We start from the raw sequence: 25,660 nt of genomic DNA, 5'->3' as shown, positions 1-25,660 counted from the left end.
AAATGGAAAGGGGGTCCACCACCATGGCTGAAGCCACCATCGAGACGACGAAGGCTCCCGAAGCTGGTCACTTCCACCGCTGGCGGATCGAAGAGCCGAACGGCCCGACGAGCCGCGGTGTCTGCAAGGTCTGCGGCGCGGAGAAGGAATTCAAGAACTGGCTCGCCGAGGGCGACTTCATCACGAACGAAGAGCACCGGGCGATGGCCTCCGCGGCCTGAGCCTCCGTCCTCGAGGGCAGCGGGCGTCCTCTCCCGCCCGCTGCGCCACCGCACCAGCCGCCGCCCTGCCCGGGGCGGCGGCTTTCGTTTGGCGGGACGGGGGCGTGCGTCTCAGATGACGCCGCGAGCCGCGAGGGCCTCCAGCTCCGCCGGCGTGAGGCCGAGGAGCCCGCAGTAGACCTCGCGGTTGTGTTCGCCGAGCGCCGGGGCGGGGCCGGGAACGGCGCCGGGCGTAGCGGTGAGCCGCGGCACGATGCCGGGCTGCAGCACCGGGCCGTAAATGGGCGAGTCAAGGGTGATCACCTGTTCGCGGGCGAGGTAGTGGTCGTCGGCGACGATGTCGCTGACCTGGTAGACCCTGCAGGCAGGTACGCCGTAGCGGTCGAGGGCCGCCTGGGCTTCAGCGAGGGTATGGCGGGCGACCCAGTCGCGGATGATGGCGTGGATGGCCTCGTGGTTCGCGAGGAGGTTTTGCCGGGGCGTGAAGCGGGGGTCGCGGACGAGCTCGGGCTGGCCGATGGCGGCGCAGAGCTTTTCGAAGCTGCGCTGGGTGGTGGCGTTGATAACGAGATCGTAGCCGTCGGCGGTGGTGAACTGCTCGGCCGGGACGACGCCGGGGTAGTAGTTGCCGCTGCGGGGGCGGTCGCGGCCGGTGAGGCCGTAGCTGGCGGCGTGGGTGCCGCTCATCCGCCAGACGGCTTCGTAGAGGGCGACGTCGACGTCCTGGCCGCGGCCGTTGAGGTCACGAGCGCGGAGGGCGGCGAGGGCGCCGAAGGCCGCGAAGATGCCGGCGCCGTAATCGGCGATGAAGTAGCCGGGGCGGACGGGCGGCCGGTCGGGGTAGCCGGTGACGGCGGTGATGCCGGAGAAGGCGAGGGCGACGCGGTCGAAGGCGGCGCGGTCGCGGTAGGGACCGGTCTGCCCGAAGCCGGAGATGCGGACGACGACGAGGCCGGGGTTGGTTTCGCGGAGCGTCTCTGGGCCGAGGCCCCAGGCTTCGAGGGCGCCGGGCCGGAAGTTCTCGACGAGGATGTCGGCGGTATCGACCAGGCGGCGGAAGAGCGCGCGGCCTTCGTCGCAGGCGAGGTCCAGGGTGACGGACTTCTGGCCGCGGTTGTCCTGTTCGAAGGAGAGATTGCCGCGGTTGGCTTCGCCGGTTCCGGGCGGCTCGACCTTGATGACTTCGGCGCCGAATTCGGCGAGGAGGGTGGCGCAGAAGGGCGCCGCGAGGATCTGGCCTGCGGAGATGACCCGAATACCGGCGAGGGCGGGGAGGACGGGCGGCATGGTGACTGCGGATGATACGGTTCGCGGGATGGCCGATGCACGCGAGGGGCCGCCGACGTTCTACGAGCGGGTGTACGCGCTGGTGTGCGCCATCCCGCCGGGCCGGGTGATGACGTACGGGCAGGTGGCGCTGGAGCTGGGGGCGCCGGCGGCGGCCCGGGCGGTCGGCTACGCGCTGGCGTGGCTGCCGGCGAACACGGAGGTGCCGTGGTGGCGGGTGGTGAACGCGCGCGGCGGCATCAGCCTGCGGGGCCGGGGCGAGGAGGCCGACCTCCAGCGCCGGCTGCTGGAGGACGAGGGAGTCCGGTTCGACCGCGACGGGCGGATCGACCTGCAGCGCTACCGCTGGTTCCCTTCGGATGGCGGCTGACCGGACTCGCGGGCGAGCTTCGTGCCGGGCAGGTAGTAGCGGTCGTGCCAGATGCCGCGATAGGGTTCGCCGCGGACGGGCATGCGCCAGGTGCGGATGCGGGCACCTTCGAGCGGCACCCGGATGAGGGCGCGGGGCTGGTCGATGGTTTCCTGGATGTAGTGCTCGGCGGCCTCAGGCGGGACGTAGCGCATGGCGATGCGGCGGTAGAGGTCGCGCCAGGCGGCATCGTCGCCGGGCTGGCGGACGACCTCGGCGACGCCTTCGATGACCACTTTGCGGTAGGGCGGATTCTGGTCGTCAATGGTGAGTGCGACGCGGGGGTCGTGGCGGACGTGGTCGAGCCATTCGGAAGCGGCGCGCGGCGTAATGTAGATGGCGCCGTCTTCGCAGATGAACCAGACGGGGGTGACGTGGGGAGCGCCGCTGCTATCGACGGTGGCGATGCGGCAGAGAATGCCGGGCTGCTGGAGGAATTCGTCGCGTTCGCGGCGGTCGAGGGCGGGCATGGGGACCTCCGGGCGCGCTGGAGCGCGGTTTGGGTAGGATACGGGCAACGAACCGAACCGGGAGGGATGGACCGATGGATGAGCAGGCGCAGGCCGCGAAGAAGACGCTGCTGCGGATGATCCCGTACGGGCTGTACGTGCTCGGTGTGCGCGACGGCGACGAGGTTTCGGCGGCGGCGATCAACTGGGTGACACAGACGTCGTTCACGCCGCCGCTGGTGGCGATGGGCGTGAAGAAGGACAGCGGGGCGTACGCGCTGCTGAAGCGCACGGGGACGTTCGCGCTCTCGTTCCTCGAGAGCGGGCAGGGCGACATCGCCTATGCGTTCTTCAAGCCGACGACGGTCGATGGTTCGCGGATCAACGGGCAGGAGACCGAGACGGCGAGCAACGGGGCGCCGGTCATCGCTGCGGCGCCGGGGTACATCGAGGGGCGCGTGGTGGGCGAGGTGGACCTCGGCGACCACAGCTGCGTGGTGGGCGAGGTGACGCACGCCGTGCTGAAGCGGGAGGCGAAGCCGCTGACACTGGACGAGCTCGGTGTGAAGTACGGCGGCTAATCGAACCAGCGGGCCTCGCCGGGGGCCAGCTCGACCACGCGGGTGTAGCCGCGGTGGAGGACGGCGACCGTGCGGGGATAGGGCCGGTCGTTGCGGAGCTGGAGCCGGCCGCTGACCGGACGCTGGTAGAGCCCGGCGGAGGTGATGTGGCCGGAGTCGCCCACGAGCCGGGGCGTCCGGGCAGGGGCGTAGACCTGCCAGAGGGTGCCTTCGTGGGGACGCAGGTAGACGTCGCCCATGGGGAGCGGCCGCCGGTTCCAGACGTCGAAGCCGACCTCGCCGGGCTTGAGGAGCTCGGTCCAGGGCACCCAGAGCGGCGCATCGGACCAGTTGAGGACGCCGACGAGGGCGCGGCCGCCGCCGAGTTCGGCGCGCCAGGCGCGGGGCGCGGGGCCGTCGCCCGGCTCGACGGGGCGGGCGGCAACGCCGGAGGGCGGGAAGAGCGCGAGGGCGAGCTCGCGGCGGGCCGGCGGCAGCTTCGGGAGGTCGTCGCTGGCGACGACCATCCCGCCGCTGAGGGCAATGGCGGTGGCGAGGAAGCGGGTCTCGGCTTCGCCGAGTTCGGTGTCGGTATCGCGGACAATGAGGCAGTCGGGGTCGTTGACCCACCAGCGGCCGTGCATCCAGTTGCGCTGGAGGGTGAGCCGCATGGCGTGGCGGACGGAAGGATTGGGACCGGCGGCCCACGTTTCCTTGACGTCGGGGCCGACGCGCATGGCATCGACGAGGCCGATGGCTGGCCCGAAGTGGCAGGTGCAGCCGAGGAGGAAGACACCGTCGCCGGCCTCGTCGCGGATGATTTCGAGGCCGCGGCGGAGATTGGCGAGGGCGGTGGTCCCGGGCCGATGGTAGCGGACGGATGAGGCCGGGCGGGCGGCGTAGGAGCAGGCATCGAGCTTGAGGTAGGTGTAGCCCCACTCCCGGACAACGGTGCGGATGACGTTGCGAAGCCAGGCTTCGGCCTCGGGGTTGGTGCAATCGAGGATGGCGCAGCGGCCGAGCCAGGTCTGCACGAAGACGGTTTCGCCGGCGGGGGTGCGCAGGACCATGCCCGGGTGGTCGCGCAGGGCGGCGGAGTCTTCGTGGAGGACGAAGGGGGCCAGCCAGAGGCCGGGGCGGTAGCCGGCTTCGCGTATGCGGGCGGCGAGGGCAGCCATGCCGGATGGGAACTTCTCGTTCGGGACCAGCCAGTCGCCGGTGCAGGACTGGTAGCCGTCGTCGACCTGGAAGACGTCGGCCGGGTACCCGTCGCGGACCATCTGCTCGAGGTTGGCGAGGACGTCGGCTTCGGAGACGCGGTTGTAGAAGTAGTACCAGCTGCACCAGCCGGTCGGCACGGACCCCGGGACGCGTGCGCCCATGCGGGCCGCGACCTCGTCGGCGTACTGCTCGATGAGGGCGAGGGGGTCTCGCCCTTCGCGGAGGGCGATGGGCGGCAGGGTGACGGATTCGCCGGGAGCGAGTTCGAGGCCGTCGACGTCGTAGACGAGGGCGATGCGGGTGACGGTCGTTTCGCCGGGGTCGAGGGTGACCTCGACGTCGAAGAAGAAGCGGTCGGGCTGGAGGCAGGCGGCGAGGAGGGCGGGGGCCGGGTGGTAGGGGAGCCAGAGGAGGGCCTGGTCACGGCTGATGTACGTGACTCCGTCGTCGGAGGGGCGGGCGAAGCGGCCGTCGTAGCCTTCGGGGGCCGGCGTGCCGAAGTTCCGGACGAGGGCATCCATCTGCATGTAGCGGCCGTGGATCCAGAGCCAGCCGTCGGCGGCGGGGGTGTCGCAGTCGGCAGCGAGGCGGACGTCGCGGGGCGCGATGGGAGCGGATGTTGTGTTGGCGAGGGTGATGGAGAGGGTGCCGACGGCGGCGTCATAGCGGAAGGCGCAGTCGAGGCCGGAGGGGAGGTTCTCGGGAACGAGCCAGAGGTCCCAGGGGAGGGTGCTCATGGCGCAACGTTACCGCGCCGGCCGGCTTCGGCGTAGCGGCGGGCGGCGGCAAGCGTCGCCGATTCGGGCGTCTTGCGGGGGCGGGGCGCGGCCAGTATGGTGCCGGCATGAGTGGTATACGCTTTTCGAACGCGCCGCTGGGGCGGAGGGGCGCGTTTCTGCTCGCATCGGCCGCCCTCGCCATGCTGATCGCCGGGATGTCGGCCGCCGGAATACTCGGGGCCAGGGAGGGCGGCGGGCAGGATAGCGGGGTCGTGGCCGCGCGGACTCCGCCCGCGAACCCGGCCGCGCTCACGCTCCGGGAAGCATGGGACGCGACGGCAGAGCACATCCGGGGCTGGGGGCCCACCTGGAAGATTGCGGCGCTGGCGAGCAGCGACGTGTACGACAGGCCGGATTCGACCAGCGGCAGCGACGGCCGGCGCGTGACCTGGCAGGCAGAGGTTGTCGACACGCCGAGCGGTGCGGTGCGGTGGGTCCGGCTGACTGGCGGGGAGCTGGTCGACGCTGTTGCGCCGGGACTGACGACGCTGGCAGGCAGCGCGGCAGGTCTCGAACGCCCGGCCGTCGATTCTCCCGAGCTGCTGGCGCGGGCGCTGGCGGCGCGGCCGTCGCTTGGGCCTGGGACGGACAAGGCGATCGGATTCCACTTCAGCTACGGGGCTGACCCGGTGGCCGGCCGGCCGGCCATTGCGGTGCTGGGGGCAACCCGGGGAACACCGGCCCGCGTGGTGCTGGACCCGGAACGGGGCGAGGTGCTGCGGGCGGAGGCGCTCCAGGCGTCCGGAGGGCCGCTGCTGGTGAGCGCGGACCGGGGCCGGACCTGGACGGCGGCGGGGCTCGAAGGGCTGGTGCGGGCGGTGACGGCCGACCGCGCCGGCGGGTCAGAAGCGCCGCTGTACGCGGCGGCATGGTCGGGTGACGCGCTGGGGCTGTGGCGGTCTGCCGACGGGGGCCGGTCGTGGGCGCGGGTGGCGGTGCTCCCGGCGTCTGCCGGTCCGGCAGCCCATGCTGCGGCAGCGGGCGTGCTGGACGGACAGGAGTCGGTGGTGGTGGCAACGAACGGCGGGCTCTGGGCGTACCGCGTGGGATCGCGGCGGCTGGAGCAGATCCCGGCTCCGGGGCTGGTCCTGGACCTCGCCGTTGATGGGGACGGGAGATGGCACGCGGCGGCGATGCAGCCGGGCGACCCGGCATCGGCGCGGGCGTACACTCGCGACCCCGATCCGGGGAAGGGGTGGGTGCGGGCGGGAGACGCGCCCGCTTCGGCGCTGACGAGCGGCCCGGAGGTGCTGCCGTACGACCGGGCAACGGTGCGCATGGCCGTGGCTTCTGACGGCGCGCTGGTGCGGACGGCTGCCGGGGGGATTGAGGTGTCGACGACCGGGGGTGCGTCGTGGGACGGCGTGGCCGCTGGTGCGTTCGACCTGATTGTTGCGTCGCCTGACGGCGCGACGCTCTACGCGGTGCGGTACCCGGCGGTCGTGATGCGGAGCCTCGATGGCGGGCGGAGCTGGGAGGAGGTCGCAACGGTACCGGGCACGCGGGACGCGGGGCTGTTCGCGCCGACGGCAACAGTGGTGCTCGCCGCGGGCGGGGGTTCATTCGGGTGGCAGCCGTTCTGAGGAGGGTACCCGGATTCAGAAGGTCAGCGGGGCGATAGAGCGACGACAGGTGCCTCCTTACAGGATGCGCCGAGTGAGGCGGCGGGGTGTTACGGGGCGGATTCGGCGTAGCGGCGGGCGGCGGCGAGGGATTCAGGGGTGCCGATATCGAACCAGGGGCCTTCGACCGGGACGGCGCGGAGTTCGACGCCCTCGCCGACGGCGGCTGCGAGGGCCCGGGGGAGTTCGTACTCGCCGCGGGGGGACGGTTCGAGCCGTTCGACCCGAGGCCAAACCCAGTCGTCGAGGACGGCGGGACCGGCGTTGTTCCAGTTCGTGGCCGAGGTGCCGGGCGGCGGCTTCTCGACGATACGGGTGACGCGGAAGGCGTCGTCGATGTAGACGGCGGCGCCGGCCCAGGGGTCATCGACGGGGTTGACGAGGATGGCGCCGCCGCCGGGCAGGGCTGCCGCGAGAAGGCGGGGGTAGTTCTGCGGTTCGACGAAGATGTCGCCCCAGGTGGCGAGGAACGGGCCGGGAGCAAGGAGCGGCCGGGCGAGGGCGACGGCGCGGGCGGTGCCCTCGAGCCGCTCCTGGGTGACGAACTGCACGGTCAGGCCCGGGACGGGGCTCGCGGCGAGTGCTTCGAGGACGCGCTCGCGGAGGTGGCCGACGACGATAACGGCCCGTTCGATGCCGGCCGCAGCGAGGCCTTCGAGCGTGCGGAAGAGGAGGGGCCGGCGGCCAACTTCGAGCAGCGGTTTGGGGGTGTCGGCGCCGAGTGCGCCGAGGCGGGTGCCCCGGCCGGCGGCGAGGACGACGGCCTGCCGGGCGGTCACAGGAGGGCGGCCCCGGCGGAGGGCTCGACGGCGAAGGCGGGGCCGCCGGCTGCTGCGACGGCAGCTTCGATGACTGCCGCCTCGCGGCCGCGTTCGCAGGCTGCGATGGCGAATCCGCCAAAGCCGGCCCCGGTGAGGCGGGCGCCGGCGGCGCCGGCCTTGCTCATCGCAGCGACGAGGGCATCGAGGGCGGGCGTGGAGCAGCGGTAGTCGTCGCGGAGCGAGGCGTGGGAGGCGAGCATGAGCTCGCCGAGGGCGCGGAGGTCTGCGGCCTCGACGGCGGCGCAGGCGAGGTCGACGCGTTCGGCTTCGGCGAGGACGTGGCGGGCGTATGCGCGGACGGGCAGGACGGCGTCGGGGTCGAACGTGTCGGCGGAGAGCGTCACGAACCGCTCGACAGGGACGCCGAGCGAGGCCGCGGCTTTGCGGGGGGAGACGCGCGCGGGGAGTTCGTCGACGAGGATGGGGGCGGCGTCGATGTCGGCGACGTTGCCGAGCACGGGGGTGCCTTCGACCTCGGCGCCGAGCATGTCGGCGATGAGCGCTGCGGAGACGCGGGTAGCGACGACCCGTTCGTTGTAGGCGGCCCGGGCGGCGCCGCCCTTGGGCGCCGGCTGGCCGGAGGAGGCGACGACGAACGCCCAGTCGGGCGGGACGGGCAGGTGGCGTGTCGATGGGGGAAGGAAGTCGATACGGAGCAGGTGGCCAGCCCGGGCGAGGGCGATGACCTGCTGGTCCATGCCGCCGGTTTCGGCGCCAGCGAGCCGTTCGGCGCGGGCAGCGAGGGCGACGAGCGCGGGCGGTTCGATGCCGAGTCCGAAGAGGGCATCGAGCCCGAGGAGGAGGCCGACGACGAGGGCGCTGGAGGAGCTCAGGCCGCTGGCGGGCGGGAGGTCGGAGGCGATGGCGACCCGCGCGCCGCGCCCGGCGATGCGGCCGTCGAGGACGGCGAGGGCGGCGGCGAGGTAGCGGTGCCACGGCTCGGCGATTGCGGCGGGGTCGGCATCGAGGGGGAGCGACGCGGGCACCGGAAAGCCGGCTGAGACGGCTTCGAGCCGCGGGGTATCTGCGGGGCCGACCGCGAGGAGCGTGGCGCGGCCGATGGCGAAGGGGAGGACGGGGAGGCCGTTGTAGTCGGTGTGTTCGCCGATGAGGTTGACGCGGCCGGGGGCGCGGACGAGGAGGGCGGGTTCGGCGCCGAAGTGCTCGCGAAAGGCCGCGCGAGCGGCGGAGGCGGGTTCCACGGGGGTATTATCCGGCCATGACGACCGTGACCACACCTTCGAACCGCGCGATGCCGACCACCCGGGGGATGAACTTCTTCGAGGCCGACCCGAACCTCGAGCGGGCGCTCCGGGTTTATGCCGGGCCGGAGGATGCCGAGCGGGCGCTGCCGCACCTGCGGGAGGTGGGGCGGTGCGCGGGCGACGAGCTGGACGAGCTGGCGGCGCAGGCGGATGCGAACCCGCCGGTGCTGCGGACGCACGACCGGTTCGGGCAGCGGGTGGACGAGATTGTGTACCACCCGGCGTTCGTCGAGATGCAGCGGCTCGGCTTTTCGCGCTTCGGGTTTGCGGCGATGTCGCACCGGGAGGGGGTGCTGGGGTGGCCGGGCCGGGTGCCCCACGTGGTGAAATTCGCGCTGAGCTACGTGTTCGTGCAGGCGGAGTTCGGGCTGTTCTGCCCGATTTCGATGACCGACTCGGCGGCGCGGGTGCTGCGGATGTTCGGTTCGCCGGAGCTGCAGGGGCGGTACGTTCCGCGGCTGACCAGCACCGATTTCGGCGAGCTGATGCAGTCGGCGCAGCTGCTGACGGAGCGGACGGGCGGGAGCGACGTGGGGGCGAGCGAGTGCGTTGCGCGGCTTGTCGACGGCGAGTGGCGGATCTGGGGCGAGAAGTGGTTCTGCTCGAACGCGGGGGCGGATGTGCACCTCGCGCTGGCCCGGCCGGAGGGTGCGCCGGCGGGCACGAAGGGGCTGGGGATGTTCCTCGTGCCGAAGCTGCTGCCTGACGGGAGCCGGAACCGGTACGTCATCCGGCGGCTGAAGGAGAAGCTGGGCTCGCGGTCGATGCCGACGGGCGAGTACGAGTTCGAGGGGGCGACCGGGTACGTGGTGGGGGAGATCGACCGCGGCTTCGCGCAGATGGCGGAGATGATCAACGTCTCGCGGCTGAGCAACGGGATGCGGGCGGCGGCGCTGATGCGGCGGTCGCTGCTGGAGGCGGCGGTCCATGCGCGGGGCCGGGCGGCGTTCGGGCGGGCGCTGTTCGACCTTCCGCTGGTGCGGGAGCAGCTCTTCGAGATGGTGCTGGACAGCGAGGCGGCCCTGGCGATTGTGCTGTTCGCGGCGCAGGCGCTCGACCGGGCGGATGCGGGTTCGGAGCACGACGAGCTGGTGGTGCGGATCACGACGCCGCTCATCAAGTACGCGAACTGCCGGCGGGCGCGCTGGACGACGGGGATGGCGATGAACATCCGCGGGGGCAACGGGTACATCGAGGAGTGGGTGAACGCGCGGCTGCTGCGGGATGCGCACCTTGGGAGCATCTGGGAGGGGGCGGAGAACGTGGTGGCGCTGGACGTTGCGCGGGCCGCGATCCGGAACGGGGCGCACGAGGCGCTGTTCCGCGAGCTTGAGACGCGGCTGGACAGTGTGACCGACGAGCTGGCCCGGCGGGAGGCGGCTGCGGTGCGGGAGGAGGTGGGCCGGGTGCGGCGGCAGTTCGAGCGGCTGCTGCAGGCGAGCGAGGACGAGCGGGAGGCGAAGATGGCGGCGATGTGCGACCGGCTGGCGGCGGCGGTCTGCGCGAGCCTGCTGACCGTGGAGGGCGACCGGGAGGCAGCGTCGGGTCATGGTTATGGCAAGCTCGTGGCGGCGCGGGAGTACCGGCGGCGGTACCTGGAGCGACAGGACCCGCTGGAGGCAGACACCGGGGCGCTGCGCTGGGTCGGGGCGCTTATCGATGGGGCGCCGGTGCCGGCGGCTGCGCTGGGGTAAAGGGGCCAGACCGAGACGCCGGCGTGCGGGGCAATCCGGGGCGGGCCGAACTGCGGAGGACGCGCCGGGCTAGGGTGCCGGCGGAAGGGGCGCGTCGCCGTATTGGTTCGCGTGGGGCTGGGAGGGTTGGGCGCAGAGTACGATGAGCGCGATGGTGCCGAGGATGGGGATGAGCCCGATCAGCTGGAGCCAGCCGGACTGGCCGATGTCGTGGAGGCGGCGGGCGGTGACGGCGATTGAAGGCACCAAGCCCGCCAGCAGGAACAGGTAATAGAGCGCGATCAATGCCCCCGCAATTCCCGACAGGAGGAAGAAGGCCAATCCGACCAGGAACTGGCCGAGGGTAAACCACCAGAACTCGGAGCGGCTGGCGCGGCCTTCAAAAAGGGCATACCGCTTCCAGGGCGAGAGCCACCACTGGATTGGAGTGGGCTGCTGGGCGACCTGCATCGACTGTTCCCCCGGAAATGAATGCGGCGAACTGTATACGGGCCCGCCGTCGCCCTGCAAGAGCCTGGCGGGCTCAGCCCTGTTTGCTGTAGTCCCAGGAGATGTAGCGGGTTGGGGTGACTTCGATGTAGGCGGTGTCGGGGCCGACCTCGGTGGGAAGCTGGTCTTCGGGGACGCCGCGGCGGCGCATGGCTTCGCGGCGGAGCTGGAGCGCTTCGGCGGGGTCGGTGATGACGCGGCCGGTGCCCTGGATGCAGACGCCTTTGATGTCCTGCGAGGTGGTGCCGGATTCGAGCATGACGGCGACGGCGGGGTTGCGCTCGATGTTTTTGGTCTTCTGGGTGCCCTTGCGGCAGCCCATGTAGATTTTTTCGCCGAGGCGGAAGTAGCCGATGGGAACGGTGTGGGGGTGGCCGCTGGGGCTGATGGTCGAGAGGGCGATCCAGCCGGGGCGGGAGTCGAGGAAGGCATGGATTTCGTCGAGGGTCATTTTGGCGGGCATGGGGCCTCCGCGGGTGGATTCCCAGGGCGAAAGGTAGTGTGCGGTTGCCGCAGCGGCGCTGTCGAGTGAGGATGAGCCGGCAGTTGCGGGAGGTTTGCGCATGGCGCTCTACGTGAGGTTCGAACGGCAGGACGGGCGGCGCGGAGCGGGGCTCCTCGAAGGGGAGACGATCCGGGTGATCGCGGAGCCGTTCTGGGAGGAGACGCGGCCGACCGGGGAGTCGGTCGCGCTCACAAACGTGCGGCTGCTGCCGCCGTGCGCGCCGCGGAGCATCGTGTGCGTGGGGCTGAACTATGCGAGCCACCTGCAGGGGCGGCCGGCGCCGGACCCGCCGACGCTGTTTTTCAAACCGCTCTCGAGCATCGCGGGGCCGGGCGACCCGATCGTGCTGCCGGCGAACTGCGGGAGGGTCGACCCTGAAGGCGAGATTGTCATCGTGATTGGGCGGCAGGTGAAGGGGGCAAACCGGGAGCAGGCAGAGGCGGCGATTTTCGGCTACACGGCAGGGAACGACGTCTCGGCGCGGGCGTGGCAGCAGCAGGACGGACAGTGGTGGCGGGCGAAGGGAAGCGACACGTTCGGCGTCTTCGGGCCGGCGATTGTGACGGGGCTGCGGCACGACGAGCTGGAGGTGGTGACCCGGGTGAACGGCCGGGAAGTGCAGCGGGGCCGCTCGACGGAGCTGATCCGCGACATCCCGGAGATTGTGCGGTATGTGAGCGCGGTGATGACGCTGGTGCCGGGGGACATCATCTACACGGGGACACCTGGCAGTCCGCCGGAGATTCGGCCCGGGGACGTGGTGGACGTCGAGGTGACGGGTGCGGGGGTGCTCCGGAACCCGGTCGCAGCTGCCGGGCAGGACCATGCCGGGGGAAGCGGCTGAAGGGCCTAGTGGTGGCCGTGGACGAGGGAGAGGAACTCGGCGCGGGTGACGTGGGAGTTCTTAAAGTCGCCGCGCATGGCGCTGGTCACCATGCGGGAGCCGGGCTTTTTGACGCCGCGCATGGTCATGCAGAGGTGCTCGGCTTCGATGACGACGGCGACGCCGTCGGGCTGGAGGACCTCCTGGATCGCCTCGGCGATCTGGCTGGTGAGCTGCTCCTGGATCTGCGGGCGGCGTGCGTAGCCTTCGACGACCCGGGCGAGCTTGGAGATGCCGACGACGCGGCCATCGGGGATGTAGCCGACGTGGGCCTCGCCGTGGAAGGGGAGGAAATGATGCTCGCACATGCTGTAGAAGGGGATGTTGCGGAGGATAACCATCTCGTCGTGGGCGACTTCGAAGCCGACGCGGAGGTGTTCGCGCGGGTCGTAGAAGAGACCCTCGAAGATCTCGGCGTACATTTCCGCGATGCGGCGGGGGGTATCGACGAGGCCGTCACGGGTGGGGTCGTCACCGATGGCCTTGAGCAGCTCGATGACGGCAGCGCGGATGCGGGCCTGGTCGGGGCCGGCAGTGGTGGTCACAGGCGTGGCTCCCGGGAGATGATCATGTCGATGGTAGCAGGCGCGCGGCCGGGGGATGGCGACGCCCCTGACAGTTTTGCAGGGGATTGCAGGTGCAGTGGCTCGCGGCAGCGGCGGCGGTCCTGGTTCTACTGGCCGTGATGTTCACGGCGGGGTACGCCGGGCTGCGGCGGCACCCGGCGGGCCGGCGGTTCCTTGCGCTTCGCCGCGGAGCGAAGGTGCGGTTCCTGCGGGCGTTGCTTCGGGGAGGGCGGCTCGGGTGGACCGGGAAGCTGGCGATACTTGGGCTGCTCGGGTACCTGCTCCTGCCGTTCGACCTGGTGCCCGACTTCATCCCGGTGCTGGGGCAGGCGGATGACGTCGCGGTAGTGGTGCTGTTCGCGTGGCTGCTGATCCTGGCGGTGTCTTCGGCGTCGCTGGAGGCGGCCTTCCGGGAGGCGGAGGCGGGAGGCCGTTCGCCCGATGCGGAGGGGGACGAAAGGCCCTAGAGCGGGAGCAGGGCCGGGTGCAGGCTACGCGGGACCGCCGCGGTTTCTGTGGTGCCCCGGCGGCGCGGCGCGAAGGCAGGTGAGACGCCCCGGTCCCCCATTCCGGGATGTGCCTTCGCGCCGCTTTCTCGTTTCCGGGGGCTAGCGCTGGAGAAGGGCGCGGGCGAGCTCCTGGATTTCGGCGATGACGCGCGGGTCGCCGGAGCGGCCGGCCCAGGCGCCGATGCCGAGGCAGGCGGTCATGACGGTGGTGATCAGCATGCGGGCGGCGGCGTCGGCAGGGACGGGCCGGAATTCCCCGGCGCGGATGCCGGATTCGATGAGGTCGGTGAAGCTGCGCTGGAGCCACTCGGCGTACTCGTCGTCGAACGAGCGGTTGCGGGCGGCCAGGCGGAAGACGGAGACGAGGAGGCGGCGGTTCTCCTCGAGGTAATCGGCGATTGCGGCGAGGGCGGTGCAGACGCGCTCGACGGCGGGGGTATCGGCGGCGACGGCGGCGCGGTAGCGGGCGACCGATTCATCGCGGGAGGCGCGGAGGACCTCGCGGAGGAGGTCTTCCTTGGAGGCGAAGTAGCCGTACAGGGTGCCGACGCCGGTGTCGGCGCGCTCGGCGATTTGCTGGATGGAGGTTTCTTCGAAGCCGTGCTCGTGGAAGAGCTGGCTGGCGGCCTGGAGGATGGCGGCACGGGTGCGGGCTTTGCGGCGCTCGAGGCGGCCGGGCGCAGTAGGGGCTGCGGTCATGCTGTCTCCGGTGCGGGGGTTCGATGCCGGGCGCCGGCCGGGGACGGTCGGTGTTCGGACTCGAATCCAGTGTACGGCCGGTTCGAGCAGGCGGCCAGCGCAGCCTACGCAGCTTCGGCGTCGGACCGGGATGCAGCCGACGGCGGAGCGAGGTCTTCGAAGATTTCGAAGCTGTTGCCGCCGGCGTGTTTCACGAGCCGCTTGGCGCTGGCGAGGATGGCGGCCAGCTCTTCGTAATCGAGGTGAGCGACCCGTTCGAAGGGGCAGCCGGCGATGGAGACGGTGAGGGTGATATCGGCCGGGAGTTTGCCATCGGGGTCGAACCAGCGGGGCCTGCTGAGGACGCGATAGCAGGCGGCGCGGAAGGGCTCGAGGTCGTCCTCGTGGACCGCCACGATGAAGTCGTCGCCGCCGACGTGGCCGATGAAGACGTCGTGGCGGGCGGCGTTAGCGGCATCAACGAGGATGCGGGAGAACTCGTAGATGGCGGCATCACCATGGGCGAAGCCGCAGGCATCGTTGAAGTGCTTGAAGCGGTCGAGGTCGGCGTAAAGGAGATACCAGCCGGCGGGCTCGGCGCGGAGGCGTTCGAGGTGCTCTTTGATGCGGCGGTTGCCGGGGAGGCCGGTGAGGGGGTTGAGGTTGCGGGCTTCGGCGACTTCCTCGGCGAGGACGGCCTGGAGGAGTTCGTGGACCCGGACGATGCCGGCGAGCTGCGTACCTTCGAGGACGACGAGGGGGTCCTGCTGGAAGGGGGCGGCGCGCTCGAGGGCGGCGCGGGCGGCGGTCCGGGGGGAGGCGGATGCATCGACGCAGGTGGCGGGGACGCAGAGCTGGCTGGCCGGGCGGCGGCCGTTGAGAGGGAGCCCGAACTGGCCGGACATGCGCTCGAAGATGCGGCCGCGGGTGACGATCCCTTCTACCCGGGAGCCATCGAGGACGACCACGGCCTCGAGGTGGCGGTTGCGGGCGAAGTGGTCCATGAGGCGGGCACCGGGGGTATCAGCGCTGACGGTGGGGGTGATGGTCACGAGGTCGCCAACGCGGCTGACAACGGGGGCGTCGCGGCGCTGGCGGTTGGCGCGGTGGATGGTGCGGCGGGCTTCGGCTGAGATGGGAAAGGGAAGGGGCTCGGGCCGGCCGAGGAAGTAGCCCTGGCCGAAATCGGCGCCGAGTTCGATAAAAGCGGTCAGCTGCTCGCGGGTTTCGATGCCTTCGACGATGACGCGGGCGCCGACCTGGCGTGCGAAGTTACAGATAGCTTCAACCATTGAGCGGCGGCCGCGGTCGAATTCGATGTCGCGGGCGAGCCAGCGGTCGAGCTTAATGAAGTCGGGCCGGAGTTCGACGATGGACTGGAGGCTGGAGGGCCCGGCGCCGGCGTCGTCGATGGCGAAGAGGAAGCCGGCGGCACGGAAGGCGCTGACGATGCGGCGCATCTGGTCGAAGTCGCTGATGGCGCGCTCTTCGGTGATTTCGAGGACGACGCGCTCGGGCTGAAGGCCGTGGCGGCGGACGATGGACTGGAAGGACGAGGGGGAGAGGAGGCCGGAGATGAGCGCGGTCGGGGTGCAGTTGATGAAGAGGAGCTGCTCGTGGGCGAGGAGCTGGCCGAGGCGGGCGACGGCGGCGAGGCGCCAGGCGTGGTCGACCTGCTCGAGGAGGTCGCAGGCGCTGGCGGCGGCGAGGAACTCCTGCGGGCTATCGAGCGGGGGCGGCGCCTCGGGGCGAGAGAGGGCCTCGTAGCCGAGGACATCGCCGGTGGAGAGGGAGCCGATCGGCTGGCAGAGGGTGCGGACGGCGCCGGTTTCGAGCACGTGGCGGACGGCCCGGCGGGCGGCGGCTGCGGACAGCGTCGCGGCGGGTGGGCCGAGAGGCGGCATGGGCGGCGGCGCTCCTTTTTGCGAAAAGCTCACCGGGAGTGTCGGAAGGCAGACCGCGCCCGCGTACCGGGTTTCGATGTCTGTTAAATGAGCTGTAACCGGCCGTCACCCGGCTGCATCCGGGGCGTCACGGAGCCGGGCGGTCGAGGCGGTTCCGGTAGATGCCGGGGTGGCTGCCGGGGATGGGGACGGCGCCGACGGTGCGCTCGTAGAAGGCGGCCGGGCCGACGCTGCCGATGATCGCGTATGCGTAGCCTTCGGCGGCCATGGCGTGGAGGGCGAGGAGGAGAAGGGCGGCGCCGATCCCGCGGCCCCGCTCGGCTTCGGCGACGCCGGTGGGGCCGAAGAAGTTGGGCCGGGTGGCGTGGAAGCAGGCGAAGCCGAGGACGTCGCCGCCGCGCTGGGCGATGAAGCAGGTGGCGGGGGTGCGGGCGAGCGCGACCTGCGTTTCATCGACCCAGCCGGGGAAGTGGGCCCTGACGAAGCCGAGCACGGCGGAGCGCTCGTAGGCTTCGGGGCGGCGGCAGACGATACCGGCGGCAGCGAGCCGGGCAAGGGCAGGCTCAACCGGCGGGAGGTCGTACAGCCGGACGAGCATGTCGGTCACGGGGCGTCAGGCGAGGGCGCCGCCATCGAGGATGAGGGTCTGCCCGGTGGTGAAGGAGCTGGCGGGGCTGGCGAAGTAGACGACCGCGCCGGCCATCTCATCGGGTTCGCCGATGCGCTTGAGCGCGGAGGACTGGACGGAGTTCTTGAGGATGGCCTCGTTCTCCCAGAGGGCGCGCGAGAACTCGGTGCGGATGAGGCCAGGGGCGATGCAGTTGACGCGGATGCCGTCGGCGCCCCACTCCTTCGCGCAGACCTGGGTGAGCATGATGATGGCGGCCTTGGAAACGGAATAGGCGCCGAGGCCGGTGGAGGCGCGGAAGCCGCCGGTCGAGCTGACGTTGATGATGGAGCCGCCCTGGCCGTGCTCGAGGATCGCCTGGCGGACGAGCTTGCTGAGGAAGAACACGGATTTGACGTTCGTGTTCATGACGGTATCCCAGGCGCGCTCGTCGAGGTTCGCGACGGGGCCGAAGACGGGGTTGGTCGCGGCGTTGTTGACGAGGATGTCGATGCGGCCGAGCTGGCGCTTCGTCTCGGCGACGAGGTTTTCGAGGGCGGCCATGTCGCGGACGTTGGTGGGGACGGCAATGCCGCGGCGCCCGGTGGCGCGGATGGCGGCGACCGTCTCTTCGAGCGACTCGGGCTTGCGGGCTGCGACGCAAACATCGGCGCCGGCTTCGGCGAGGGCGATGGCGATGGAGCGGCCGATGCCGCGGCTGCCGCCGGTGACGATGGCGACCTTGCCGGCGAGGGAGAAATCGGCGATGGGCACAGGAGCCTCCGGAAATGGGGTATGGGTGGGCGGATTCTATCCCGGGCTGGCGCTGTGCGCCGGGGTCAGTGGCTGACCAGGTTCCATTCGCCGGTGCGCAGGTGGTGGACGTCGTTGAGGGACTGGAGGGCGCGGACGCCTTCGCCGGCGAAGACGACGGAGATGGAGGCGTGGGCGGGCCGGAAGAACATGTCGTAGGGGCTCCCGATGATGTGGCCGATGTAGGCGTTGATGACGCCTCCGTGGCAGGCGATGACGACCCGTTTGCCCTGGTTGCCGGCGATGATGGCTTCGACGGCGTTGACCGTGCGCTTCCGGAATTCGAAGGAGGATTCGGAGTAGGGGTAGACGTCCCACTTCCGTTCGCGGAGCATCCGCTCGCGGATGCCAAGGAGGAGGTCGCGGCCGAGGAATTCGAGGGCGGATTTCTCGGGCGGGATGTCGCGGAAGATTTCGACTTCGCGGAGGTCGTGGACGACGACCGGTTCGAGCCGGTGATGGCGAGCGATGGCGCGGCCGGTTTCGAGGGCGCGCTGGAGCGGGCTCGCGTAGACGGCATCGACCCGGTCGACGGAGAGGCGGGCGGCGACGGCGTCGGCCTGCTGGCGTCCGCGTTCGCTGAGGGGCGGGTCGAAGGTATCGCCGACGGGGCCGTTGCGGGGGTCGGGGATGAACTGCTCGCCGTGGCGGACGAAGATGAGTTCGGTGACGCCTTCGACATCGGTCAGGAAGGCGCGGTCGAAGATCATGGGTGAGCGTGCAGGGCCGTGGGACATGGCTGCTCCCGGTCGGGTGGTATCGGGACGGACTATCCCAGATGCGGGTGAACGCGGAAAGCGCCGGGCGGCCTATGATGTGGGGCCATGAAGGCGCCGCACGTTTCGGTGATGCTGCGCGGGTGGGATATCCGCACGGGAACGACGGGCGGGATGGTGCTCGATGCAGCCCGGCGGGCGGAGGCGCTCGGCATCGACGGGCTGGTGGCGGGCGACCACGTGACGTTCTACGGCTTCGGGAACGACGGGCTGGTGACGCTGACAGCGGCGGCGGCGGTAACGGAGCGGATCGACCTGAAGACGGCGGTGTACCTGCTGCCGCTGCGGCACCCGGTGCCGGTGGCGCTGCAGGTGGCGCAGCTCGACCAGCTGAGCATGGGGCGGTTCACGCTGGGGATCGGGGTGGGCGGCGAGGATCCGCACGAGTTCTGGAGCTGCGGGGTGGACCCGCGGACGCGCGGCGCGCGGGCGAACGAGGCGATCGCCATCTTGCGGCGGCTGTGGACGGAGGACGGGGTGACCTTCCGGGGGCGGCACTTCACACTAGAGGAGGTGACGGTGTACCCGAAGCCGTTCCGGCCGGTGCCGATCTTCGTGGGCGGGAGGAGCGAGGCGGCGCTGCGGCGGGCGGGCCGGCTGGGCGACGGGTACACCGGCATCTGGCTGACGCCGGAGCGGTTCGGGGAGGCGATGGAGCGGGTGGGGGCCTTTGCGCAGGAGGCTGGGCGCGACCCGGGCGCGGTTGAGGGCGGGATGCAGTTCTGGACGAGCGTGGCGGCGGACCGGGCGGCGGCCCGGGAACTGGTGGCGCGGGGGATGGAGGCGACCTACCGGCTGCCGTTCGAGCGGTTCGAGCGGTACACGCCGTTCGGAACTGCGCGTGAGGTGGCGGAGTTCATCTGGGCATTCGTGGAGCGGGGCGCCCGGCACGTGAACCTGATTACGACGCAGACGACGCCGGAGGAGGCGATCGAGCGGGCGGCAGAGGTGCGGGCGGCGCTCCACGAGCTGGCGGACTGAGCCAGCGGCGCGGGCCTGCCGCACGGGCGCGGGCTCGGGTATCCTTCGGGCGTGGCGCGGATAGCGGTCATCGGCGCGGGCGCGGTCGGCGGCTATTACGGCGGGCGGCTGGCGCTGGCGGGGCACGACGTGCGGTTCCTCGTGCGGAGCGACTACGCTGCGTGGAAGGAGCGGGGACTGCGCGTCTTCAGCAAGGACGGGGATTTCGCCCTCCCGGACGTCCAGGCGTTCCGCGACCCGGCCGAACTGGGGACGGCCGACTGGGTAATTTGCGCGCTGAAGGCGACGGCGATCGACGAGGCGGCGGACCTGATTGCGCCGTGCGCCGGGCCGGAGACGCGGATCGTGGCGCTGATGAACGGGCTGGGGAACGAGCAGCGGCTGGCGGAGCGGTTCCCGGCGCGGCGGATCTTCGGGGCGATGGCGTTTGTCTGCATCAACCGGGGCGAGCCGGGCGTCATCCACCACCTCGAGTACGGGCGCGTGTCGGTGGGGCACCTCGAAGACGACCCGGCGGAGACCGCGCTGCTTGCGGAGCTGTTCCGGGGGGCGGGCATCGAGACGGTCATCGCGCCGAACCTGCGGTACGCACGCTGGGAGAAGCTCTGCTGGAATGTGCCGTTCAACGGGCTGAGCGTGGCGGGCGGCGGCATCGGCACGCGGTCGATTCTCGACGACCGGGAGCTGCGCGCCTTCGCCGAGGGTGCGATGCGGGAGGTGGTGCGGGTGGGCAATGCCGACCTCGCGGCAGCGGGGAGCGAGGCGCGGCTGGACGAGGAGGACGTGGTGCGGCGGATGTTCGCCCAGACGGAGGCGATGGAGGACTACCGGACGAGCATGGTGATCGACTACGTGCTGGGGCGGCCGCTGGAGGCGGAGGCGATCCTCGGGAACCCGGTGCGCCGGGCGCGCGAACTCGGGGTTGCGGCGCCGCGGATGGAGGCGCTGTATGCGCTGGTGCGGCATGCGGACCTGGCACGGCGGGGGGAGCGGCGGCTGCTGACGCCGGAGGACCTGCGGCTGCCCCATTCCGTTGTTTGAAGAAACTTACAGGCCGGTATAGACTCCCGGGGCACTCGCAACGACTGTGACCCATGGAGGACTGGATGACCGGGATTCGTGAACTGCTGATCGATGGGATCGAGCAGGTGAACAGCTGGTGGGACGACGCGCTGAAGAACCTGACCGACGAGCAGGCGAACTGGCTGCTGCCGGGCAACACGGTGAGCATCGGGTTCAATGCGTGGCACGCGCTCCGCACGCAGGACGATATCGTCAATTTCGTCCTGCAGGGGCGGAAGCCGACCGTGTGGATGTCGGAGGGGTTTGCGGAGCGGCTCGGCCTGCCGCCGGTGGGGCAGGGGACGGGGATGCCGCTGGAGGATGCGCGGAAGCTGCAGGTGCAGGTGGCGCCGCTGCGGGAGTACAACCAGCGCGTCAAAGAGGTGACGCTGGAGTTCATCAAAAACGTCCCGCTCGAGGACCTGGAGGCGATTCAGCCGATTCGGCCGCTGGGCGAGATGCCGAAGTGGAAGGTGCTGCGGCAGGTGGTGATGACGCACAGCTTCATGCACCTGGGCGAGGTGAACGCGATCAAAGGCGCGCAGGGGATGGCGTTCGGCATCTAACCCCGAAGCAGGTCGGCGACGCCGGGCCCGCGGGCGTAAGATGGGCGGGGACGTACCGGTCCTCCATACAGGAACAGGACCGGCGCCGGGCGGCGCCCCCGGGAGGCTGACAATGACCTGGCACCATATCGCGCGGATGTCGATTGCAGCTGCGGCAGCGCTGGGCGCTGTTCTGCTGGGCGGCTGCAGCGAGAAGGACGAGCCGGCTCCGCCGGCGGCCGGAACGGCGACCGCCGCGCCAACCGGCCAGGCCCAGTCCTCGCCGACGGCGCCGGCACCCAGCCCGACGCCCGCGCTGACCGGGGTGTGCCCGCCGAACCCGGACCCGGCCCCGGCGACCGTCGCCGTCGTGACACAGCCGGCCCCGAACGCGAGTGTGACGAGCCCGCTCACGGTGACGGGGATGGTCGAGGCGTTCGAGGCGACTTTCCAGGCGCAGCTGCTCGATGCGCAGCAGAACCAGCTCGCGCACGTGGTGGGGATGTCCCAGGCGGGGCAGATGCTTTCGCCGTTCAGCGTGCAGCTGACGTTCTCGGTTTCGGCGCCGACGCCGGGGTGCCTGCGCATCTACCAGCAGAGCGCGAAAGACGGTTCGGACACGAAGATCGTGCACGTGCCGGTGGTGCTGATGCCGTAGGGCTAGCGGCTGGCGAGCCGGCGGGCAGCTTCGCGGAGCGTTTCGTCGGACTTGGAGAACGTGAAGCGGACCATCCGGCTGCCGGCGTCGCTGCCGGGGCGGTAGAAGCTGGAGCCGGGGACGGGGGCGACGCCGATGTCGCGGATGAGATGGTGGGCGAAGGCGGTGTCGTCGCCGTCGAACCCGAGGGCGGAGAAGTCGGCCATGATGTAGTAGGCGCCTTCGGGCTGGTGGCAGGCGAAGCCGGCCGCGCGGAGGGCCTCGAGGAGGATGGCGCGCTTGGCGGCGTACATCTCGCGGAGTTCGGGGTAGTAGGCATCGGCCTGTTCGATGGCGACGGCGGCAGCCTCCTGGAGCGGAGCGGGGGCGCCGACGGTGAGGAAGTCGTGCACCTTGCGGAGCGCATCGGTGAGGTGCGGCGGGGCGACCAGGTAGCCGAGCCGCCAGCCGGTGACGGAGAAGGTCTTGGAGAGGCCGCTGATGGTGATGGTCCGCTCGTACATGCCCGGGAGCGTGGCCATGGGGATGTGCTCGCGGCCGTCGTAGAGGATGCGCTCGTAGATTTCGTCGGTGATGCAGAGGGTGTCGAACTCCTGGCAGAGGGCAGCGATCTGCTGGAGCTCGGCCCGGGTGAAGACCTTGCCGCTGGGGTTATTCGGCGTGTTGACGATGATGGCGCGGGTGCGCGGCGAGAAAGCCCGGCGGAGCTCGCCGGGGTCGAAGGAAAAGCCTTCGCCGCGGAGGGTGACGAAGACGAGGCGCGCGCCGGACATGGCGGCATCGGGCACGTAGTTTTCGTAGACGGGCTCGAAGACGATGACCTCGTCGCCCTCCTCGACGACGGCGAGCATGGCGCACATCATCGCCTCGGTGGCGCCGCAGGTGACGGTGACCTCGCGGTCGGGGTCGACCTCGAGGCCGTAGAAGCGGCAGGTCTTGTCGGCGATGGCGCGCCGGAGGCGGGGCGCGCCCCAGGTGATGGCGTACTGGTTGATGTCGGCGTTGATAGCGTCGACGGCGGCCTGCTTGATGAAGGCGGGGGCCGGGAAGTCGGGATAGCCCTGGGCGAGGTTCATCGCGCCGTGGAGCATGGCGAGGCGGGTCATCTCGCGGATGACGGACTCGCTGAAGACGCTCGTGCGGCGGGCGATGTGGGTGCGGGGCATCGACCGGAAAGGTTACACCACGACGTGCTCCCGGTATTCACCGAAGACGCGCCGCCACATGTTGCAGACCTCGCCGACGGTTGCCCCGGCGTTCACGGCGTCGAGGATGTAGGGCATAGTGTTCGCCTTCGGGTCGCGGCTGGCGTTTTCGAGGGCCTGCATGGCGGCGGCCCAGCGCTCGGGGTCGCGCTCGGCGCGGTGCTTCTTCAGGCGGGCGAGATGGCGCTTTTCGCCCTCGGGGTCCATGCGGAGGATGGGGATCTCTTTCGGTTCGTCGAGGACGTACTCGTTGACGCCGACGATGATCCGGTCGCGGGTGTCGACTTCGCGCTGGAAGCGGGCGGAGGCGTCAGCAATCTCCTTCTGGAGATAGCCGGACTCGATGGCGGGGATGACGCCGCCGAGGGCTTCGATTTTCTCGATGTAGTCGAGGGCGTCGCGTTCGATGTCGGCGGTGAGCCGTTCGACGAACCAGGAGCCGCCGAGCGGGTCGACGGTGTTGATGACGCCGGTCTCGTGGAGGATGACCTGCTGGGTGCGGACGGCGAGGCGGGCGGCCTTGTCGGAGGGGAGGGCGATCGCCTCGTCCATGGCGTCGGTGTGGAGCGATTGGGTGCCGCCGAGGACGGCTGCGAGGGCCTGAATGGCGACACGGATGAGGTTGACCTCGGGCTGCTGTTCGGTGAGGGAGACGCCGGCGGTCTGGGTATGGAAGCGGAGGACCCAGGAGCGGGGGTTCTTTGCGCCGAAGCGCTCGCGCATCTGGCGGGCCCAGATGCGGCGTGCGGCGCGGTACTTGGCGATTTCCTCGAAGAAGTCGTTGTGGGCGTTGAAGAAGAAGGAGATGCGGGGCGCGAAGCTGTCGATCTCGAGGCCGCGGGCGAGGGCCCACTTCACGTACTCGATGCCGTCGGCGAGGGTGAAGGCGAGCTCCTGGGCGGCCGTGGCGCCGGCTTCGCGGATGTGGTAGCCGGAGACGGAGATGGGGTTCCAGAGCGGCATCTCTTTCGATGCGAACTCGATGGTGTCGGTGACGAGACGCATCGATTCGGCCGGGGGATAGATGAACTCGTTCTGGGCGATGTATTCCTTGAGGATGTCGTTCTGGAGGGTGCCGGCAAGCTTCGCGCGGGGGATGCCGCGTTTTTCGGCGGCGGCGATGAAGAGGGCCCAGACAACGGGCGCCGGGCTGTTGATGGTCATGGAGGTGGTGATTTTGTCGAGGGGGATGCCCTCGAGGAGGAGCTCCATGTCGCCGAGGTGGTCGACAGCGACGCCGCAGGCGCCGAATTCGCCTTCGGCCCAGGGGTCGTCGTGGTCGTAGCCCATGAGGGTGGGCATATCGAAGGCGATGGAGAGGCCGTTGTTGCCGGCGGCGAGCAGGTCTTTGTACCGCTGGTTGGTCTCTTCGACGGAGCCGAAGCCGCTGAACATGCGGATGGTCCAGGGCTTGCCGCGGTAGCCGGTGCGGTGGATTCCGCGGGTGAAGGGGTAGTTGCCAGGGAGGTTGATATCGCGTTCGTAGTCGAGGTCCGCCGTATCGGTCGGGTCGTAGACGCGGTTAATGGGCCGGCCGGAGACGGTCATGAAGGGACCGGCGAGCTCTTTGCCTTCGCGCAGGACGGCCTCGTCGTATTCGGCGCGAAGCTGGCGGGCGCGTTCGGGGTCGACGTGCATGGCGGACTCCGGTAGGGGCGGGTTTTGGCCGGCTGGCCAAAGGTGTCGCACGTACTGTACACGAACGGGGGAGGGGCGCGGGAGGGGGCGGGATGCGTTTCGCGCGGCGGGCAGGGTACGCTCGGGGGCATGGCGAAGGACGAGAGTTTCGACATCACGACGGGCGCGGACCTGCAGGAAGTCGCGAATGCGATCAACCAGGCACGGAAGGAGATCGGTACACGGTTCGACTTCAAGGGGGTGGTCGCCGAGATCGACTACGAGCACGGGACGAACCGGTTCGTGCTGCACGCGCAGGACGACTACAAGCTGGAGGCGATGTGGCAGGTGGTGGCGCAGCGGATGGTGGCGCGGAATGTGCCGCTCAAGAACCTGGTGCGGGGGACGCCGCAGAAGGCCTCGGGCGGGACGCTGCGGCAGGAGGTGACGATCGTCCAGGGGATTGAGCAGGAGATTGCGCGGAAGATTGTGAAGTTCATCAAGGAGCAGAAGTACAAGAAGGCGCAGGCGCAGATCCAGGGCGATGCGGTGCGGGTGAGTTCGCCGAGCCGGGATGAGCTGCAGCAGGTGATCCGCGACGTGAAGGCGCAGGACTGGGGGATCGAGCTGAAGTTCGGGAACTTCCGGTAGGCCGCGCCGCTCAGACGGGGCGGTGGAAGACCTGTTCGAGGGCTGCCCGGCGGCGGCGCTCGGCGTCGCGCTGGAGGGCGAGGCGGCGGTCGACCCGGCGCTGGTTGCGCGCCTCGTAGCGGATCCAGCCGACGATGATGGCGGCGAGGACGGCGACGAAGAGGAGGTTGCCGGCGAGCCAGAGGATCATGATGGCGATGCGCTGGTCGGTGATCGGGTCGGGGGCCCAGCCGGGGGCGCGGGCGGCGAAGCCGCTGTGCATGGCGGTGTTCATGCTCAGGAACATGCCGCCGAAGAGCGCCTTGTGGGTCATTTCGACGAAGACGTAGAGGGCGCGGAGGGGGTAGGGGAGGCGCCAGCGGGCCGGGTCGATGGCGAGGGCGGGTATCCAGAAGAGGAGGCCGGTGAGGAGGAGCGAGGCGAGCTGGAGTTCGCGCAGGAGCGGGTGTTCGGCGGCGAGGTCAGTTAGGCGGGTGAACTGCCAGAGGTAGGTGACGACGGCGAAGAGGAGCCAGGTGAAGACGGGGAAGGTGAGGACGGCGGCGAGCCGGCTCCGGTAGAGGGCGCGGAGGCGGCGACGGCCGGCGGGCGAGGCGACGCGGAAGGCGAGGGTGAGGGGCGCGCCGAGGAGCAGGAGGGGCGGCGCGACCATGGTGAGCAGGAGGAAGCCGAGGAAGTTGATCCAGAGGACCCGGTTGCCGAGGTGCTCGATGGGGGTCACCGCGGCGGCGAGGACGACTGCGACTCCGGCGGCAAAGGCGGCTGCGCGCCAGCGGGGGTGGGCGCCGGCGGCGGCCCGCCATGCGCGGGCATAGGCCGCGAGGGCGAGGATGGCGGCCGGGAGCCAGAGCGGGTCGAGCGTCCAGCCGGCGAAGGTCACGGG

At 70.6% G+C, this 25,660-nt stretch carries 28 protein-coding genes; 12 read left to right on the top strand and 16 right to left on the bottom strand.

Annotation, left to right across the window (positions count from 1 at the left end):
* Positions 1-23: 23 nt before the first annotated feature.
* A complete protein-coding gene (locus tag Tbon_RS09155; RefSeq protein ID WP_158067419.1) occupies positions 24-221 on the top strand; it encodes a hypothetical protein in 198 nt (65 codons plus the stop codon).
* Positions 222-332: 111 nt separating this feature from the next.
* Here the strand turns inward: Tbon_RS09155 and Tbon_RS09150 are convergent, their stop codons facing one another.
* Positions 333-1,508, bottom strand: coding sequence for a CaiB/BaiF CoA transferase family protein (locus tag Tbon_RS09150; protein ID WP_158067418.1), 1,176 nt, complete (start codon positions 1,506-1,508; stop codon positions 333-335).
* Between the two features lie 28 nt (positions 1,509-1,536).
* Between Tbon_RS09150 and Tbon_RS09145 the strand changes: the two genes are divergently transcribed.
* Entirely contained in the window at positions 1,537-1,878 is a 342-nt protein-coding gene (locus tag Tbon_RS09145; protein WP_158067417.1) for an MGMT family protein, read from the top strand.
* Here Tbon_RS09145 and Tbon_RS09140 read toward each other — a convergent pair.
* Positions 1,848-2,387, bottom strand: a complete 540-nt coding sequence (locus Tbon_RS09140) for a pyridoxamine 5'-phosphate oxidase family protein (protein ID WP_158067416.1) — start codon at positions 2,385-2,387, stop codon at positions 1,848-1,850. The two genes, Tbon_RS09145 and Tbon_RS09140, sit on opposite strands and share 31 nt — an antisense overlap.
* A 74-nt stretch (positions 2,388-2,461) precedes the next feature.
* Here Tbon_RS09140 and Tbon_RS09135 point away from each other — a divergent pair, with 74 nt between their 5' ends.
* Positions 2,462-2,947 (top strand): flavin reductase family protein, encoded by a 486-nt coding sequence (locus tag Tbon_RS09135; protein WP_158067415.1) that lies wholly within the window; start codon positions 2,462-2,464, stop codon positions 2,945-2,947.
* Here Tbon_RS09135 and Tbon_RS09130 read toward each other — a convergent pair.
* Entirely contained in the window at positions 2,944-4,884 is a 1,941-nt protein-coding gene (locus Tbon_RS09130; protein WP_158067414.1) for a glycoside hydrolase family 36 protein, read from the bottom strand. The genes Tbon_RS09135 and Tbon_RS09130 overlap by 4 nt on opposite strands.
* A gap of 107 nt (positions 4,885-4,991) precedes the next feature.
* Between Tbon_RS09130 and Tbon_RS09125 the strand changes: the two genes are divergently transcribed.
* Complete coding sequence (locus tag Tbon_RS09125; RefSeq protein ID WP_158067413.1) at positions 4,992-6,509, top strand: sialidase family protein; 1,518 nt, start codon at positions 4,992-4,994, stop codon at positions 6,507-6,509.
* An 89-nt stretch (positions 6,510-6,598) separates the two neighbouring features.
* Here Tbon_RS09125 and Tbon_RS09120 read toward each other — a convergent pair whose 3' ends face one another.
* On the bottom strand, positions 6,599-7,327 hold the full coding sequence (locus Tbon_RS09120; RefSeq protein WP_192497874.1) for a nucleotidyltransferase family protein: 729 nt from the start codon (positions 7,325-7,327) through the stop codon (positions 6,599-6,601).
* The gene (locus Tbon_RS09115; protein ID WP_158067412.1) at positions 7,324-8,571 is read right to left on the bottom strand and encodes a galactokinase; all 1,248 of its coding nucleotides are present in this window, start codon (positions 8,569-8,571) and stop codon (positions 7,324-7,326) included. The genes Tbon_RS09120 and Tbon_RS09115 overlap by 4 nt, the downstream gene beginning before the upstream one ends.
* Positions 8,572-8,588: 17 nt before the next feature.
* Between Tbon_RS09115 and Tbon_RS09110 the strand changes: the two genes are divergently transcribed.
* Positions 8,589-10,328 carry an acyl-CoA dehydrogenase family protein gene (locus Tbon_RS09110; RefSeq protein ID WP_158067411.1) on the top strand — a complete coding sequence of 580 codons (1,740 nt, stop codon included), beginning with the start codon at positions 8,589-8,591 and terminating at the stop codon, positions 10,326-10,328.
* Positions 10,329-10,397: 69 nt separating this feature from the next.
* Here Tbon_RS09110 and Tbon_RS09105 read toward each other — a convergent pair whose 3' ends face one another.
* Positions 10,398-10,778 carry a DUF805 domain-containing protein gene (locus Tbon_RS09105; RefSeq protein WP_225734590.1) on the bottom strand — a complete coding sequence of 127 codons (381 nt, stop codon included), beginning with the start codon at positions 10,776-10,778 and terminating at the stop codon, positions 10,398-10,400.
* A gap of 73 nt (positions 10,779-10,851) precedes the next feature.
* Positions 10,852-11,280, bottom strand: coding sequence for a pyridoxamine 5'-phosphate oxidase family protein (locus tag Tbon_RS09100; protein ID WP_192497873.1), 429 nt, complete (start codon positions 11,278-11,280; stop codon positions 10,852-10,854).
* A gap of 100 nt (positions 11,281-11,380) precedes the next feature.
* Between Tbon_RS09100 and Tbon_RS09095 the strand changes: the two genes are divergently transcribed.
* On the top strand, positions 11,381-12,166 hold the full coding sequence (locus Tbon_RS09095; protein ID WP_158067409.1) for a fumarylacetoacetate hydrolase family protein: 786 nt from the start codon (positions 11,381-11,383) through the stop codon (positions 12,164-12,166).
* Between the two features lie 5 nt (positions 12,167-12,171).
* Here Tbon_RS09095 and folE read toward each other — a convergent pair whose 3' ends face one another.
* On the bottom strand, positions 12,172-12,750 hold the full coding sequence (gene folE, locus Tbon_RS09090) for a GTP cyclohydrolase I FolE (protein WP_158067408.1): 579 nt from the start codon (positions 12,748-12,750) through the stop codon (positions 12,172-12,174).
* Positions 12,751-12,842: 92 nt separating this feature from the next.
* On the opposite strand from folE, the gene Tbon_RS14230 reads away from it, so the two are divergent.
* A complete protein-coding gene (locus tag Tbon_RS14230; protein WP_225734589.1) occupies positions 12,843-13,238 on the top strand; it encodes a YkvA family protein in 396 nt (131 codons plus the stop codon).
* A gap of 141 nt (positions 13,239-13,379) precedes the next feature.
* Here the strand turns inward: Tbon_RS14230 and Tbon_RS09080 are convergent, their stop codons facing one another.
* From Tbon_RS09080 to Tbon_RS09060, 5 genes are all read right to left on the bottom strand, one after another.
* The gene (locus Tbon_RS09080) at positions 13,380-13,979 is read right to left on the bottom strand and encodes a TetR/AcrR family transcriptional regulator (RefSeq protein WP_158067407.1); all 600 of its coding nucleotides are present in this window, start codon (positions 13,977-13,979) and stop codon (positions 13,380-13,382) included.
* Positions 13,980-14,083: 104 nt separating this feature from the next.
* On the bottom strand, positions 14,084-15,862 hold the full coding sequence (locus Tbon_RS09075) for a bifunctional diguanylate cyclase/phosphodiesterase (protein WP_158067406.1): 1,779 nt from the start codon (positions 15,860-15,862) through the stop codon (positions 14,084-14,086).
* Positions 15,863-15,989: 127 nt separating this feature from the next.
* The gene (locus Tbon_RS09070; protein ID WP_225734755.1) at positions 15,990-16,460 is read right to left on the bottom strand and encodes a GNAT family N-acetyltransferase; all 471 of its coding nucleotides are present in this window, start codon (positions 16,458-16,460) and stop codon (positions 15,990-15,992) included.
* A gap of 15 nt (positions 16,461-16,475) precedes the next feature.
* Positions 16,476-17,243: an SDR family NAD(P)-dependent oxidoreductase gene (locus Tbon_RS09065; protein WP_158067404.1), complete on the bottom strand. Its 768-nt coding sequence runs from the start codon at positions 17,241-17,243 to the stop codon at positions 16,476-16,478.
* Between the two features lie 65 nt (positions 17,244-17,308).
* Complete coding sequence (locus Tbon_RS09060) at positions 17,309-18,019, bottom strand: histidine phosphatase family protein (RefSeq protein ID WP_158067403.1); 711 nt, start codon at positions 18,017-18,019, stop codon at positions 17,309-17,311.
* 87 nt (positions 18,020-18,106) lie between these two features.
* Here Tbon_RS09060 and Tbon_RS09055 point away from each other — a divergent pair, with 87 nt between their 5' ends.
* The 4 genes from Tbon_RS09055 to Tbon_RS09040 all read left to right on the top strand — a co-directional run bounded on the left by Tbon_RS09055 (position 18,107) and on the right by Tbon_RS09040 (position 21,304).
* Positions 18,107-19,039 (top strand): LLM class flavin-dependent oxidoreductase, encoded by a 933-nt coding sequence (locus Tbon_RS09055; protein WP_158067402.1) that lies wholly within the window; start codon positions 18,107-18,109, stop codon positions 19,037-19,039.
* Positions 19,040-19,090: 51 nt separating this feature from the next.
* Complete coding sequence (locus Tbon_RS09050; RefSeq protein ID WP_192497872.1) at positions 19,091-20,080, top strand: 2-dehydropantoate 2-reductase; 990 nt, start codon at positions 19,091-19,093, stop codon at positions 20,078-20,080.
* A gap of 65 nt (positions 20,081-20,145) precedes the next feature.
* Positions 20,146-20,667 (top strand): DinB family protein, encoded by a 522-nt coding sequence (locus Tbon_RS09045; RefSeq protein WP_192497871.1) that lies wholly within the window; start codon positions 20,146-20,148, stop codon positions 20,665-20,667.
* 112 nt (positions 20,668-20,779) lie between these two features.
* Positions 20,780-21,304, top strand: coding sequence for a Gmad2 immunoglobulin-like domain-containing protein (locus tag Tbon_RS09040; RefSeq protein ID WP_192497870.1), 525 nt, complete (start codon positions 20,780-20,782; stop codon positions 21,302-21,304).
* Between the two features lie 2 nt (positions 21,305-21,306).
* On the opposite strand, the gene Tbon_RS09035 is transcribed toward Tbon_RS09040, so the two are convergent.
* Both Tbon_RS09035 and Tbon_RS09030 read right to left on the bottom strand, forming a co-directional pair.
* Positions 21,307-22,470 (bottom strand): pyridoxal phosphate-dependent aminotransferase, encoded by a 1,164-nt coding sequence (locus tag Tbon_RS09035; protein WP_158067398.1) that lies wholly within the window; start codon positions 22,468-22,470, stop codon positions 21,307-21,309.
* Between the two features lie 12 nt (positions 22,471-22,482).
* Positions 22,483-24,147 (bottom strand): acyl-CoA mutase large subunit family protein, encoded by a 1,665-nt coding sequence (locus tag Tbon_RS09030; RefSeq protein ID WP_158067397.1) that lies wholly within the window; start codon positions 24,145-24,147, stop codon positions 22,483-22,485.
* A gap of 129 nt (positions 24,148-24,276) precedes the next feature.
* On the opposite strand from Tbon_RS09030, the gene Tbon_RS09025 reads away from it, so the two are divergent.
* On the top strand, positions 24,277-24,777 hold the full coding sequence (locus Tbon_RS09025) for a YajQ family cyclic di-GMP-binding protein (RefSeq protein ID WP_098502319.1): 501 nt from the start codon (positions 24,277-24,279) through the stop codon (positions 24,775-24,777).
* 10 nt (positions 24,778-24,787) lie between these two features.
* On the opposite strand, the gene Tbon_RS09020 is transcribed toward Tbon_RS09025, so the two are convergent.
* The gene (locus Tbon_RS09020; RefSeq protein ID WP_158067396.1) at positions 24,788-25,657 is read right to left on the bottom strand and encodes a cytochrome c oxidase assembly protein; all 870 of its coding nucleotides are present in this window, start codon (positions 25,655-25,657) and stop codon (positions 24,788-24,790) included.
* Between the last annotated feature and the right edge of the window lie 3 nt (positions 25,658-25,660).

This window comes from Tepidiforma bonchosmolovskayae (assembly GCF_008838325.1).
GTDB classification, from domain to species: domain Bacteria; phylum Chloroflexota; class Dehalococcoidia; order Tepidiformales; family Tepidiformaceae; genus Tepidiforma; species Tepidiforma bonchosmolovskayae.
This window is presented reverse-complemented; position numbering and strand designations above follow the sequence as displayed.